We start from the raw sequence: 14,719 nt of genomic DNA, 5'->3' as shown, positions 1-14,719 counted from the left end.
ATGGACAAATGTCCATCGTCGGTGAGCGTCGTGACCACGACGCTCACCGACGATGGTGCTTCGCATCGCAACTCACCCGACGCCGTCCCGACATCACACGCTTCCCCAGCACGACCAGGAGTATCCCAGTGACAACACCGACGCATGACCTCCCCACCCCGGAAGGTGGCCCCGATCCCGGTGGCACCGGCATCGCTGGCGGTCCCGGCCGCGACATGGACGAACCGCCCAAGGGCGGATCATTCCTGGGCTACCTTCTGCGCAAACTCGGCGGTGCCCTGACCTCGATGATCCTCGTCATCGTCCTCGGCTTCTTCGCCTTCCGCATGCTGCCCGGCGACCCCGTGCTCAAGATCGCCAAAGAACGGCCCATGAGCCCGGCACAGATCGCCGAGCTGCGCAGCCAGTACGGTCTGGACAAACCCGTGATCGTCCAGTTCTGGGACTATCTGGTCGGCATCTTCACCGGCGACTTCGGCGAAAGTTACGTCTACCGCAAACCGGTGGCCTCACTCATCGTCGAGTACCTGGGACCCACGCTCCTGCTCACAGCCACCGCCGCCATCCTCTCGATCGGCCTGGGCCTGTGGCTCGGGCAGCTCTCCGGCTGGCGTCGCAATTCGACCTTCGACAAGATCATGTCCTCGACCTCTCTGGTCTTCTGGTCGGTACCGACCTTCTGGCTGGGCCTCATCCTGCTCATGATCTTCGGCGGAACCCTCCAGTGGCTGCCAACCGGAGGCATGATCACGCCCGGTCTGGACCCCTGGTCATTCGCCGGGATGGTCGATATCGTCAAGCACCTGATCCTGCCGGTCATCACCATGGTTGCCGTCGTCTACGCGCAGTACCTCATGGTCATGCGGGCCTCACTCATCGAAGAGATGAGCGAGGACTACCTGACGACCGCGCGCGCCAAGGGCCTGACCGAGGACGAGGTGCGCAGGAAGCACGCCGTGCCCAACGCACTTCTGCCCACGGTCACCGTCGTCTTCATGCACATCGGCGGGCTCATCGCCGGAGCCGTCACCGTCGAAGCCGTATTCTCCTGGCCCGGTTTGGGCAAGCTGACCTTCGAAGCGATCAGCGGGCCTGACCTGCCGCTGCTGCAGGGCACATTCGTCGTGTTCTCGGGCATCATCATCGTCATGAACCTGGCAGCGGACATCGTGTACCGCTTCCTGGATCCACGAGTCAGGAGGGCCTGATGAGTACGAACGACCCCACCACAACCTCAGGTGACGCCGCCAACTCCAGCACCACCTCGGCGAGGCAGTCTCCCGTTCTGGACGGGACGAAACTCGTCCGCGAACGCCGACTCAACAACGCGAAGAAGAACTGGGCCATGTTCCGGGCCGACATCCCGGCGATGATCGGTGCCTTCGTGCTGCTCTTCTTCATCCTCATCGCGATCTTCGCGCCCCTCATCGCGCCTGTGTCCATGCTCGATGTGACGAAGCAGCTCGACGTGCCCCGCTACGCCCCGCCGAGCCTGGAACACCCGCTGGGCACCGACGACCTGGGCCGCGAACTCTGGGTGCGCATCCTCTGGGGTGCACGCGTGTCCATCCTCGTCGGTGTTGCCGCGACCGTGATGTCGATGGTCATCGGCACCATCATGGGCCTGGCCGGCGGACACTTCTCAGGACTCTTCGGCGCAGTCGTCATGCGCATCATCGACTTCTTCATCGTCCTGCCGTCCCTGCTGCTCGCGATCGTCCTGTCCTCGGTCCTCGAACGCGGAGTGTTCACGATCGTCATCGCCATCGGCATCACTTCCTGGGCGTCGACGGCACGCATCGTGCGGTCCCAGACCTTGAGCGTCGAGTCCCGGCTCTACATCGAAAGGGCGCGCATCCTCGGCGCCGGACATCGCCACATCCTGTTCAAGCACATGCTGCCTGCCGTGATGCCGCTGGTGCTGGCGAATACCACGCTGACGGTCGGCAGCGCGATCATCGCCGAATCCACCCTGTCCTTCCTGGGTCTGGGGGATACGAGCAAGGAGTCATGGGGCACGATCCTGAAGAACTCCATGGACATCTCCGCTGCGACCTCGGGCTACTGGTGGTACGTGCTGGCCCCCGGTATCGCGATCGTGCTCGTGGTGATCGCCTTCACGATGGTCGGACGCGCGTTCGAAGCCATCATCAATCCAGCCCTGAGGAGCCGCTGATGACCGATCTCAGCTTCAAGCAGGTCACAATCACCTACCGTTCCTCCGCAGCACGCGGTGACGTCACCGCGGTCAGAGACATCAGTCTTGACCTGCCGACAGGATCCACCTTGGGCATTGCGGGGGAGTCGGGTTCGGGCAAGTCCACACTGATCATGTCGGCGCTGCGACTGCTGCCCAAGTCCGCGCAGATCGACGGGCAGGTCCTCCTCGGCGGGAAGGACATCAAGGACCTCACCTTCGGCCAGATCCGCGCCGTGCGCTGGGGGCAGGCCTCGATCGTGTTCCAAGGTGCCCTGCATTCGCTCAACCCCGTCCGCGAGGTGGGTGGGCAGATCATCGAAGCGCTCGAACATCATGCCAAGGGCATCTGGACGACGCCGGCCAAACGGCGGGATCGGATGTTCGAACTCCTCAACGAGGTCGACCTCGACAAGAGCAAGGCCGTGGCCTATCCGCACGAGCTCTCCGGCGGGCAGAAGCAGCGGATTATGATCGCCATGGCCCTGGCCTGCGAGCCCGATATCATCATCGCCGACGAACCGACGACCGCCCTCGACGTCATCGTGCAGAAGCAGATTCTCGTGGGGCTGGCGAAGCTCGTGGCCGAACGCGGAATCTCGCTGCTCATGATCAGCCACGACCTCGCTGTGCTCTCCGCGGTGTGTGAGAACCTCGCGATCATGCGCCACGGCAAGCTCGTCGAATACGGTCCCAGCGACCAGGTGTGCCTGGCCCCGGCGGAGGCCTACACGCAGCAGCTGGCCGGCGCGTTCCCGCAGATCGGAGACGCTGAGTCGCGGATGAATCCGCGAACCCTCAAGCCCGCCGAGGTGCGTCGGGCCCAGCCGTACACGATGACCGACGAGGTGGTGCTTGAGGCCAAGAACCTCAACGTCTCCTTCAACACCCGACAGGGGAGGGAACGGGCCGTGCGCGACGTGGATCTGGCGCTGCACAAGGCCGAGATCCTCGCCGTGGTCGGCCAGTCAGGGTCGGGGAAGACGACCCTGGCCAGGTCGCTGCTCGGTCTGCAGGAGGTGGATCCGGGCTCGCGGGTGGAGTTCGCGGGCAAGGCGCTGCCGACGAAGGCGAAGGCGTTGCGGACCTTCCGCCGGCAGGTGCAGATGATCCTCCAGGACCCTTCAGGGTCGCTCAACCCGAAGCGCAGCGTCTACGAGGCCGTCGTCGAGGGACTGCGCGTGCAGAAGCTCACCGACGACGAATACCACCGGGTCATCGGCGCGCTCGAAGCCGCCGAGCTGACGCCTGCGGCCGACTACCTCGAGTCGATCCCGCAGGAGCTCTCGGGCGGACAGCGGCAACGCGTCGTCATCGCCGGCGCACTCGCCCTTGACCCGCAGGTGCTCATCGCCGATGAGCCGGTCGCCTCCCTCGACGCCTCCGTGCGCGGAGAGATCCTGTCCCTGTTCCTGGCGCTGAAGAAGAACCTGGGCATGAGCGCCCTGATCATCACCCACGACCTCGGTTTGGCGTGGAACATCGCCGATACCGTGGCCGTGATGAAGAAAGGGGAGATCGTCGAGTACGGCGATGTCGACACCGTGCTGTCGAACCCGCAGCACGCCTACACGCAGGAACTCCTCGCCGCAGTTCCCCGATTGGGAAGTCAGAGTCTGGTCACACATGAATAGTTCCACCGCATTCACCTCAGGCGTTTCAGGCGTTTCGGGCGCTTTGGGCGCTGAGAGCACGCTCGCAGGCGCCAGCCCGTACCTGGAGACCGCCCCGCTGCAGGCCGGCGACACCGTCCGCCTCATCGCGCCGTCGGGCCCGACAGATGAGGAATCCCTGCTGCGGGCGATCGGACAGCTCGAATCCTGGGGGCTGCACGTGGTTGTCGGCGACAACGTGCGCGCTCGCCACCCCCGCGTGAAGTACCTGGCGGGAACCGACGAGCAGCGCCGAGCCGACCTCGTCGACGCCTGGTGCGATCCGGATGCCGCGGCGGTCATCGCCCTACGGGGCGGATTCGGGGCGATGCGGCTGCTCGACGGAATCGACTTCGACCTCATGCGCACGCATGCCCTGCGCCGAGACGGGCGACCCAAGCTGCTCACCGGCTCCTCGGACATCACCGCCCTGCACCAGGCCTGGGACCACCACCTGCAGGTGGCAACACTGTTCTGCCCGATGGTCGGCAACGATCCGTTCAAGAACTCCACAGTCGTCCCCGCCGAGGTGGCCACCTGGCTGTTCGAACCCTGGAGCGGCCGCGAACTCGGGTTCCCCAGCGGAGACGGCCGGGCCGCGGGCGACAGCGGGGCTGCGGGGGACGGCGGGGCTGCAGGCGAAGAATGGTCGTTTTCTGCTGACAATCAGGTCGAGAATCAGCACAAATCGACCACCCCAGCGGCTGCCACCCCAGCGGCTGCCACCGTGACGGCTGCCGCCTCGGAGCAGTCCGGAGCGAGCCAGGCGGCGTCTCGCCCGCTCAGCCGGGCGCGGACTCTGGTTCCGGGGACGGCGAAGGGCCGCCTCGGCGGGGGAAACCTCAGTCTTGTCGCGGCCGGGATGGGCAGTCCGGAACTGTCTGGGGTGCGCGAACTGCGGGAACGCCTCGGGCCCTCGATCCTCATGCTCGAAGACGTCGACGAGGAGCTCTACCGACTCGACAACCTGCTCGTGCAGCTCGTCCGCGGCGGCTGGTTCGACTCGGCGGACGCCGTGGTGCTGGGCTCGTGGCAGGACTGCGCCGAGATCGACGAGGTCGAGGCCCTGGTCGTGGACTACCTCGGCGATATGGGCATTCCGATCGTGTCCGAGATGGGCTTCGGGCATGACCCTGATGCGCCGAGCGCGCCGTTGGGAGTTGCCGTCACGCTTGAGGCTCCTGCGCAGGGCAGACCGCGCATGTGGGTAGACGCGAAGTGAGAGGACTGTGATGCTGGGAGATGTCGCTGGAGGAGAGGAATTCGATGATGAATGAGGACGAGAACATGGGTGACGTGGACTTCGACCGGCTGCCGGGAGTGCGCTTCAGCGCCCTGGCCTTCGACGTGGACAGCGGCGAACGCGTGTTCGCCCATAACGAGAATGCCGAACTCGACACCGCCAGCATGGGCAAGGTGTTCCTCCTGCACACAGCGTTGCAGTTGCACGTCAACGGCAATCTCAACCTGCAGGAGCGCCTGTCTCGGCGGCCCTCGGAACGGGTCGACGAATCCGGGATCTGGTACCTCATGGAGCAGGACGATCTGAGCATCTACGACGTGGCCGTGCTCATCGGGGCCTTCAGCGACAACTTCGCGACCAATGTGCTCATCCGCCGCATCGGGCTGGAGAACGTCGCCCGCCAGGTCGAGGACCTCGGCTACCGGAACTCGGGTCTCCATGACTTCCTCCGCTGGCCCCGACCGGCAAAGGCACCGCGCACTCTGTCGACGGGCACCGCGGCCGAATTCGCCGATTTCATGGCCCGGCACGCAAAGGATGAGTTCTGGGATGAGTCGACGAATGAGATCTTCCGTCGCTGGTTGGGAGCCGGCGCGGACACCTCGATGGTCGCCTCGGCGTTCGACCTCGATCCACTGGCCCACTACAACTATCAGCGCGACGTGTGGGTCTGGAACAAGACCGGCACGAACGGAACGATCAGGGCCGACGCCGGCATCGCGATGACTCCGACCCGGCGAGTCGCCTATGCCGTGTTCGCGAACTGGGAGAAGGGCACTGACCGGGTCGTCGACGTCATGCCGATCATGCGCGAAGCCGGCGACGCCATCCACCGTTTCCTCTGACCCCACCGCACGATCACACCGGCGACACCGCACGACCACCTCGGCGACACAAGCCCCTCCAGCACTCTGTAAAGGACACCACATGACATACGACGTCTTCGACGGACACAACGACCTCGCCTGGTACCTGCGGGAGGAGCGCGACTACAGCGTTGAGGGGCTCAACGATCCGAGCGTCTCGCCCTTCACCACGATGGATCAGCTGCGCGACGGACATGTCGCCGCTCAGTACTGGTCGGTCTACGTCCACTCCTCGATCACCGGCGCCGATGCGATCAAGGCCACCTGGGAACAGATCGACGCCGTGCAGCGCGTGGTCACGAGCTATCCCGGACGGCTCCAGTTCGCCCGCACCGCCGCCGAGGTGGTCGCCGCCCGAAACGCCGGAAAGGTGGCCTCGCTCATGGGCGTCGAAGGAGGCCAGCAGATCGACGAATCCTTGGCCGTGCTCCGTTCCTATGCGCGCGCCGGATCCCGGTATATGACCCTGACCTGGTCGACGACGCACTCCTGGGCGGACTCCGCGACAGATGAACCGCAGCACGGTGGGCTCAGCGATTTCGGCCGCGAGGTGGTGGCGGAGATGAACCGGATCGGCATGATCGTCGACCTCTCCCACGTCGCGCCCAGCGTCATGCACCAGTCCCTGGACATCTCCACTCTTCCGGTGATCTTCAGCCACTCGTGCGCCTTCGGACTCAACCCGCATCCGCGCAACATCCCCGACGACGTCCTCGACCGGGTGCCCGGCAACGGGGGAGTGGCGATGATGACCTTCGTTCCCTCCTTCGTCTCGAACGCACGTCGCGAATGGGTGGACGCCGGAGAGAACGGCACCGCCCCCGAGGTGAGAGTTGCCGATGTCGCCGATCACTGCGATTACGTACGTGAGCGGATCGGAATCGACCACATCGGCCTCGGCGGCGACATCTGCGGTGTCGATGAGCTGCCGCAGGGGCTCGGCGATGCGGGACAGTATCCTGCGCTCTTCGAGGAGCTGGCCTCTCGCGGCTGGTCGGACACTGATCTGCGCAAGCTCGGCTTCGACAACGCGATGCGGGTCCTGGAGGCACACGAGGAGGCGTACACGAAGTTCCTGGGTACGTCGGCGGGTACGGAGTCGTCGGCGGGCGCTGACGGTGTGGCCACCTCGGCGGGTACGGCCGGTTCGGCCACCTCGGCGGGGGAGCACGCATGACCCGGCTGCTCGTCATCGTCAATCACATCGAATCCCAGCCGGGGCTGCTCACGCAGTGGATGATCAGCGAGAACATCGAGTTCGACCTGCGCATCGGCGGGGTGTCCCGACTTCCCGAGCCGAGTGCGCTGAGCGACTACGACGGGCTCATCATGCTCGGCGGCGGGTACATGCCCGATGAGACCGATCGTGCGCCGTGGCTTGACACCGAGGCGCGATTGTCACGGCATGCGCTGGAGACGGACCTGCCGCAGTTCGGCATCTGCCTGGGTGGGCAGCTCATCGCACACGTCATCGGCGGGGATGTGCGGGCGCGGACCGGTGCCCCGGAGAAGGGGTACACCTGGATCGATATGACCGAGGACGCGAGCCAGGACCCAGTGTTCTCCGCGATCGGGAGGTCTGCTTCCTTCGTTGAGAGCCACGTCGACCGGATCGTCGATCTGCCGCCGGAAGCAACGCTGCTGGCAACCAGCACCGCCTGCCGGTTCCAGGCATTTCGATTCGGCAATGCGTGGGGCACACAGTTCCATCCGGAATCGTCGGGACAGAACATTCGCAACTGGGACGCGGACAATCTGCAAGAATTGGGTTTTAATAAGGAGACCCTGTTGGAACAGGCAGAGGAACGCAGCGAGGACAGTCAGCGGGACGCGAAGGCGCTCTTGACGGCATTCTTCGACGTGGTCCGCAGCAGACACACGTGATCGCGAGGCTGCGATTGCGGGCGAACACGGAGGCACCATCGTGAGTCACAGCGAAAACTCAACCAAGACAGGTCCGGGGGCAGAGCAGCAGCCGGAGACCCTGAAACGGGTCATGGGGCCTAAGCTTCTGCTCCTCTTCATCGTCGGTGACATCCTGGGTACCGGCGTCTACGCACTGACGGGCAAGGTCGCCGGACAGGTCGGCGGTGCCGGCTGGGCTCCGGTCATATTGGCCTTCGCAGTGGCCCTGATCACGGCATTCTCCTATATGGAGCTCGTCACCAAGTATCCGACCGCCGCCGGTGCCGCGCTGTACACGCATAAGGCGTTCGGGGTCCACTTCATCACGTTCCTCGTCGCATTCGCCGTCCTCAGCTCGGGAATCACCTCGGCGTCGACAGCCTCCAACGTCTTTGCCGCCAACATGGTGGCAGGGTTCGGGTGGGACATATCAGGCACGGGGATCATGTGGATCGCGCTCGGCTTCCTGGCCGTCATCGCCGCGATCAACCTGCGCGGCGTGGGCGAGAGCGTGTGGTTCAACGTCGTGCTGACCTTGATCGAACTCAGCGGCCTGCTGCTCGTCATTTTGGTCGGCTTCTTCGCACTGGGCTCGGGCAGCGCCGACTTTTCCCGCGTGATGATCTTCGAAACCGCCGACGACAAGGGCGTCTTCCTCGCGATCACCGGTGCAACCTCGCTGGCATTCTTCTCCATGGTCGGCTTCGAGGATTCGGTGAACATGGTCGAGGAGACCAAGGACCCGAGGGTCTTCCCGAAGATCATGCTCACGGGGCTCTCGATCACCGGCGTGATCTATGTGCTCGTCTCGCTGGTGGCAGTGGCCGCAGTGCCGATCGGCAAACTCTCCGAGAGCGAGACGCCGCTGCTGGAGGTCGTCAGAGCCGGTGCGCCGGGGCTTCCGATCGACCTGATCTTCCCGTTCATGACGATGTTCGCCGTCGCGAACTCCGCACTCATCAACATGCTCATGGCCAGCCGCCTGCTGTACGGAATGTCGAAGCAGAACGTGCTTCCGCCCGTCTTCGCGAAGGTGCTGCCCGGACGGCGCTCACCGTGGGTTTCGATCGTCTTCACGACCATCATCGCCTTCGGCCTCATCATCGCCGTGACCACTCTGCTGCCGGAGACGGTGACCGCGTCCCTGGGCGGCACGACCTCGCTGCTGCTGCTCGCCGTGTTCGCCGTCGTCAACGTTGCGGTGCTGGTCCTGCGGAAGAAGCCGGTCGAGCACGAGCACTTCAAGGCGCCTAAGTTCCTGCCCTGGCTCGGCGTGTTCACCTGTGCGTTCCTCGTGGGACCCTGGGCTCGTCTCGACGACCTCATCCAGTACCAGATCGCGGTGGCGCTGATCGGCATCGGCGTCGTCCTGTGGGCCGCCACCTGGTTGTGGAACCGGTCCGTGAAGGGCGCGAGCACCAAGTTCCGCAATCCCGAGGAGCTCACATGATCGCGGGACGTTCCAGGTTTCAATCAGTCTCAACAAGTGAAGGTGAAAAATGACCGTCATCGTGGGATACGTCAACAATCCAGCAGGCCATGCCGCACTCGACAAGGGGATCTCGGAGGCGAAGAAAGACGGTCTGGAATTGGTCGTCGTCAACGCTTCCCGATCATCAGATCGCAGCGATGCCTACCGCCTCGGCGAGGGTGAGATCAAGTCGGTCCAGGAGTATCTGTCGCGCTCCGGAGTTCAGGGACGAGTGCTGACGAGGGGCAGCGAGTACGATCCCGCGGAACAGATTCTCGATGCCGCCGCCGAGGTGGGGGCTGAGCTGATCGTGCTCGGGACCAGAAAGCGGACCCCAGTTGGGAAATTCCTCCTGGGATCGACGATCCAACGAGTCATCCTTGAAGCCGTATGCCCTGTCCTCTGTGTGAAGGCCAGCCGCTGAGCGCGTCATGAATGCGGTCTCATGAGGGGACTGAACTCATGACGAGACCGAGCTCATGATGGTACTGAACTCATGATGGTACTGAGCTCATGATGAGTTCGGCGTTGATCTGCGCACCGACCAGGACGCCGCTGGTCGCGCTCGCCACCACCATGGCCGAGATGTCGGCGCTGTTTCCCACCGCCCAGACGCCGGGCACATCGGTGGCTCCAGTCGCCTCGGCGGGAATGGACGAGCCCATACCCGACGGGTGGTCAACGACGGTGCCGCCGAGCTGTTCGAAGATCTCGCTGTTCGCGCGGAAGTAAGGACCAACGGCCAGTGCCCCGACGGTCATGGTCTCGTTCTCTGCAGTCGCCCCAGCCTCATTGCCTCGCGGTGCGGCGCTCGAGGTGTGGCTGCGTAGCGTGACGTCGGTTCCGCTGTCGGTGCGTACTACCGCTTCGACGGCCGCATCGACGTAGGTGATGCCGAGCGATTCGAGCATTCTCGTCTGTGCCTCATCGGGTTCCGGAGCATCGTGGCGTATGAAGGTGACGTGGTCGCTGAGCTGGGAGAACAGCATGGCCTGGTGATAGGACATGGAGGTAGTGCCGATGACGCCGATACGCTCCCCACGGACCTCATAGCCGTGGCAATAGGGGCAGTGGATGACGGTTTCGCCCCACCCGTCCGCGAGCCCAGGGATATCGGGAAGCACATCCGTGAGGCCGGTCGCGATGACGATTCGCCTCGCCTCGATGGAGACACCGACAGAAGTCTTGAGGATGAAGCCCGTCGGCTCGGACTCATCGGTTAAGTGCTGGGCGCGCTCCGCACTGAGGACTGTGGCGTCGACGAACCGGACGCCATACCCTTCAGCCTCTCGACGTCCCTTGGCCACGAGTTCGAGGGGGTTGATTCCTTCTTGACCGAGGACGTTGTGCGCGTGCGCGCTCGGCGCATTGCGCGGCGAGCCAGCGTCGATGACGACGACACTGCGCAGTGAGCGGGCCAAAGCGATCGACGCGGCCAGACCACCAGCGCCACCACCTATGACGGCCACCTCGGCGATGAGGGTCTGTGGGTCGCGACGGTCTTGTGGATTTTCAGTGACGAGAGGGTCTGACATGGCGGTCCTTCTGTTGAGGGGCAAGGATTCGGGTACCTCAGAAGTCTGATCTGAAGCCCGTCAGTGACGCAAGATATTTTGCTGATTTGGCAAACTGTGATCGATTGCGTGTCTGACTCGAGGCGCGACGCAGGGTGAATGCGCCGAGGTGTGGGGTCGACCCACTGAACGGAATAGAAGATGACGAGTGGCCTGAACTGGAACGATTCGATCTCTTATGAGATTAGCGGTTAGAACTAGATCGAACACCACAATAAAAAACTTTAAAAAATAGAACAAAACTATAGACACTATGCTAATGATGCGCGTAAAATTGGAATCAAGCGGACAACAAGGCAGTTGACGAACGGATTCCGAGATCATGACTCTCACCCCCGACCGCAAGCGCGACAGGCAGAATAGGCGTGACGAACCCGCCTCACCTGCTGCGCCCGGTGGCGAGAGTGCGGCTGAAGATCGCAACGAGACTCGCACGTATCGAGAACTGCTGCGCGAAGCAGGCCTTGACCTTGATGGTCACCCACTGGCCGATCGCTTTGATGAAGTGGCCACGCCACCCCCAGATGATTTCGAGTTTGTCGATGCCGAGCATCCACTCGAATCCGGTGCTCCCACCAGCGCTGTCGAGTCATCAGACGATGAGCTGCGGGATCGTTGGGTTGGTCGGAACCCGTGGCAGGCGAGTGCTGATGATCCGGACGCGCGAGCCGAACTCAAAAGGCGTGCGGCAGAGATCGACGCCGAAAAAGAAGCGTGGATGCACAGGAAGGTCGAGGGGCCGGAGGCTGAGCGCGGTGTTGATGAGAACGGGCCTGACGGCTGCGAGGCTGATGATTGGGCGACCACCCTCGGCGGAGCGCAGCCCAACGCTGAGCCCAAGCGTCAAGAAGCCCGAGACCGCACGGGACAGACCGGTGCGAACGGCACCGACAGCATGCCCGCATCCGACACTGGCCTCGAATCGGAGCATCCACTTCTGGACGAGTGCGCCTGGTCGGACTTGGCACGCATCGCTCCCGAAGTCGTCAGCAGCATCCAGGATCTTCGCACACTCGTCGGTGATCTCCATTCGTGCAATCGACCATTGGCCCCCGGCGAAGCGCTCACAGTGATGGATGGGCTGGAGACAGTCAACCGGCTGGTCGAATCACTCTCAGTCGTGACTCTTTCCGTGTTCGAACGAGTGGGAACTCCTCGAGACTACGGTGCAAAGACGACGAAAGCGTTGGTCCAGAATCGGCTCAACCTCTCAGAACGGGAGGCCTACCGGAGATCCGAGTTGGCAGAAAAACTGGGAGACCAGGTCAGTTTCAGCGGCGATCCGATCGCACCGGTTTGTCCCATAGTTTCTGAAGCATTGCAGAAGGGGTTGCTCTCGGCGACCCAGGCCAGCGCGATCATCGGGTGCCTGAGGCACCTTCCCTTTCGGGTCAGTCAGGAAGACCGTCTGGAAGCGGAACGAATCTTGGTCGAAAAGGCGCCCTCGGTGCGTGTGAAGGACATACAACAGCTATTCAACGAGATTCTCGGATGGCTCGACCCCGATGGTGAACTGCCTGACGAAGCGCCGAAACGTGACAACTTCTCAGTCAGCCTGCGCCAGCGAAAAGACGGAACCTGGGCGCTCAAAGGAGTCCTCGACGCAGTCACTGGCGGGATTATGAGCGGGCACCTCACATCGCGCATCAAAGTCGACAGCGAAGAAGCCCCAACAACGGCGCAACAGAGCGAAGCTGGCACTGGCACTGGCACTGGCACTGGCACTGGCACTGGCACTGGCACTGGCACTGGCGCAGGTACGGATGTCGATTCAGGTACGGACACAGCTGCCGCGGACGCCACCTCTGCCGCGGACGCCACCTCAGCCGCGGATGCCATCTCCGCAGCGGATCAGGAAGTGGTCGACGTATACGCTCAAGTGCTGCACGGTGATCGTGCGGACGCGCTTGACCCTTCGCTGGAATTCGGTTTCGACAACCAAGCCGTTGACGGGCTGGGAGGGTCAAAGACAGCAGGCGGCGCAGGCTCCGGTGACGTACCGCGGGGATATGGCGTGAGAGAAGACGGCTCCACAGTGGCTATGGCCGGCCGACAGCCGAGCGTGAAGAACAGAATCTACGAACGATTCGCCACGATGATCGGCCGAATCGAAATGAAACGAGTGATGGCGGGTGCGCCCTTCGCACTCGTGGTCACAGCGAAAGCCGAGGACCTCGCAAAGCAGTCCGGTCGTGCCGCCACCGACGCAGAAGCACCTTTTCCGATGCAGACGGCCTCCTACGAGGGGCTGAACGGTTCGGTGTTCTTCCACCTGATGGGCGAAAAGACGAAGAGTATGGAACTTGCGACAGAGCGACGATTCGCCACCTCAAAGCAGTTGGCAGTCATTTCCAGCCGAGACCAGGGCTGTACATTTCCCGGTTGCGACACTCCACCTGGGTGGTGCGACGCTCACCATATAGTTCCGTGGTCGCAAAAGGGTAAGACCGATGTCAATAATCTGACACTGGCATGCGGCTCCCACCACCATCTGATCGACGAATCGGACTGGCACACCGTGATGCTGAAGGACGGACGCCCTGCATGGGTGCCACCAGCATCGATTGATCCCGCCAGAACTCCGATCCTGCACGCACGGTTCATCGCGAAAGAGATCACAGATACTCTCTTCGACTAGCGCGATTCGTGTGAATCAGGGTAGCAGTGTGCCGTAGGTCCCGCAGGCAAAGCGGAATGAACCCGATGAGGCGGCTGTTGCCATCAGCATGGAGCTTTCTATTCTTGACCTCGTGCCGGTCCGCGTCGGACAGAGCACCTCAGATTCTTTTGCAGCCTCCCACGAACTGGTTCAGTCCGCGGACAAACTGGGCTTCACCCGCTATTGGGTTGCCGAACACCACAACATGCCATCGATCGCCTCAACGATGCCGGGCGCCGAGCTCATGTACCTCGGGCAGGGCACCGAGCGAATCCGCCTCGGATCCGGCGGTGTGATGCTTCCCAACCACGCGCCGCTGGCAGTCGCGGAACTCTTCTCGCTCCTCTCGGCGGTCTACGGTGACCGCATCGATCTGGGCATAGGTCGAGCCCCAGGCACAGACCCGATCACCTCCGCAGCCATGAGGGGCCACCTCGGCGAAGGTCGCATGGTTGATCGGGAGGGAAACACGGTCGACCCCGTCGAACAGTTCCCCCAGCACGTCATCGACACGCTGAGCCTGATGAAACCCGAAGGGCTGCGCATTCCACTCCACGGCGGGCGCGAGCACGTCCTACACGCGACACCTGCTGCTGTGCCGGGAACACAACCTCTGCCATGGCTGCTCGGGTCGTCTGGCTACTCGGCCCGACTGGCCGCACAGCTCGGCATGCCCTACGTATTCGCCAATCACTTCGCTGCGGGTGCCACCACCGGGATGAAGATCTACCGCGACAACTTCACTCCCGGTGCTTACGGAGACAAGCCGCAGACGTTCGTCACGGTCAATGCTGTGGTCTCGCCGACCGAGGAAGAGGCACAGCTGCGTTCGGAGCCGTTCCTGCTGCAGATGTCTCGCCTGCGGACAGGTGGGCGAATGGAGCCCTTGCGACTGGCCGGCGACGACGTGCGCTCGGTCAGGACCGAACAGGAGCGCATGGTCGGCGAAGACATGTCCGAGAACTGGATCATCGGCGACGCCGCATCGGCCAAGGCCCAGCTTGAAGAACTTGCCAGCCGGTTCGAGGTCGACGAAATCATGATCCAACCCGTCGCAGGAGCGATGGAAGGCGAGGACCTCCTTCAAGATGCCGCTCGAATTCAATCGCTCGAGCTGTTGGCGGCTGAGTTCCTCAACTGAGGAACAGCCCA

The 14,719-nt window shown here is 63.2% G+C and carries 12 protein-coding genes; 11 read left to right on the top strand and 1 reads right to left on the bottom strand.

The annotated features are described in order from the left end of the window. Positions 1-128: 128 nt before the first annotated feature. The 9 genes from LQ788_RS16795 (at position 129) to LQ788_RS16755 (ending at position 9,758) form a co-directional block, all read left to right on the top strand. Positions 129-1,208 (top strand): ABC transporter permease, encoded by a 1,080-nt coding sequence (locus LQ788_RS16795; protein WP_231442955.1) that lies wholly within the window; start codon positions 129-131, stop codon positions 1,206-1,208. After that, complete coding sequence (locus tag LQ788_RS16790; protein ID WP_231442953.1) at positions 1,208-2,176, top strand: ABC transporter permease; 969 nt, start codon at positions 1,208-1,210, stop codon at positions 2,174-2,176. The genes LQ788_RS16795 and LQ788_RS16790 overlap by 1 nt, the downstream gene beginning before the upstream one ends. After that, positions 2,176-3,831, top strand: coding sequence for an ATP-binding cassette domain-containing protein (locus LQ788_RS16785; protein WP_231442951.1), 1,656 nt, complete (start codon positions 2,176-2,178; stop codon positions 3,829-3,831). The genes LQ788_RS16790 and LQ788_RS16785 overlap by 1 nt, the downstream gene beginning before the upstream one ends. After that, a complete protein-coding gene (locus tag LQ788_RS16780) occupies positions 3,824-5,071 on the top strand; it encodes a S66 peptidase family protein (RefSeq protein ID WP_231442949.1) in 1,248 nt (415 codons plus the stop codon). Before LQ788_RS16785 ends, LQ788_RS16780 begins: the two co-directional genes overlap by 8 nt. A gap of 44 nt (positions 5,072-5,115) precedes the next feature. Then, positions 5,116-5,937, top strand: coding sequence for a serine hydrolase (locus LQ788_RS16775; protein ID WP_231442947.1), 822 nt, complete (start codon positions 5,116-5,118; stop codon positions 5,935-5,937). 82 nt (positions 5,938-6,019) lie between these two features. After that, complete coding sequence (locus tag LQ788_RS16770) at positions 6,020-7,135, top strand: dipeptidase (protein ID WP_231442945.1); 1,116 nt, start codon at positions 6,020-6,022, stop codon at positions 7,133-7,135. Further along, positions 7,132-7,842, top strand: a complete 711-nt coding sequence (locus LQ788_RS16765) for a type 1 glutamine amidotransferase (RefSeq protein WP_231442943.1) — start codon at positions 7,132-7,134, stop codon at positions 7,840-7,842. The genes LQ788_RS16770 and LQ788_RS16765 overlap by 4 nt, the downstream gene beginning before the upstream one ends. Positions 7,843-7,882: 40 nt before the next feature. Next, positions 7,883-9,313, top strand: coding sequence for an APC family permease (locus LQ788_RS16760; protein ID WP_231442941.1), 1,431 nt, complete (start codon positions 7,883-7,885; stop codon positions 9,311-9,313). Positions 9,314-9,362: 49 nt separating this feature from the next. After that, positions 9,363-9,758, top strand: a complete 396-nt coding sequence (locus tag LQ788_RS16755) for a universal stress protein (RefSeq protein WP_231442939.1) — start codon at positions 9,363-9,365, stop codon at positions 9,756-9,758. 70 nt (positions 9,759-9,828) lie between these two features. Here the strand turns inward: LQ788_RS16755 and LQ788_RS16750 are convergent, their stop codons facing one another. After that, positions 9,829-10,869, bottom strand: a complete 1,041-nt coding sequence (locus LQ788_RS16750; RefSeq protein WP_231442937.1) for an NAD(P)/FAD-dependent oxidoreductase — start codon at positions 10,867-10,869, stop codon at positions 9,829-9,831. A gap of 361 nt (positions 10,870-11,230) precedes the next feature. Between LQ788_RS16750 and LQ788_RS16745 the strand changes: the two genes are divergently transcribed. Both LQ788_RS16745 and LQ788_RS16740 read left to right on the top strand, forming a co-directional pair. Further along, the gene (locus tag LQ788_RS16745) at positions 11,231-13,546 is read left to right on the top strand and encodes an HNH endonuclease signature motif containing protein (protein WP_231442935.1); all 2,316 of its coding nucleotides are present in this window, start codon (positions 11,231-11,233) and stop codon (positions 13,544-13,546) included. Positions 13,547-13,634: 88 nt separating this feature from the next. After that, positions 13,635-14,708 carry an LLM class flavin-dependent oxidoreductase gene (locus LQ788_RS16740; RefSeq protein WP_262908279.1) on the top strand — a complete coding sequence of 358 codons (1,074 nt, stop codon included), beginning with the start codon at positions 13,635-13,637 and terminating at the stop codon, positions 14,706-14,708. Positions 14,709-14,719 lie beyond the last annotated feature (11 nt).

It is taken from the genome of Brevibacterium zhoupengii, assembly GCF_021117425.1.
GTDB classification, from domain to species: Bacteria; Actinomycetota; Actinomycetes; order Actinomycetales; family Brevibacteriaceae; genus Brevibacterium; species Brevibacterium zhoupengii.
The sequence above is the reverse complement of the archived record's forward strand: the minus strand, read 5'-3'. Positions and strand labels throughout refer to the sequence as shown.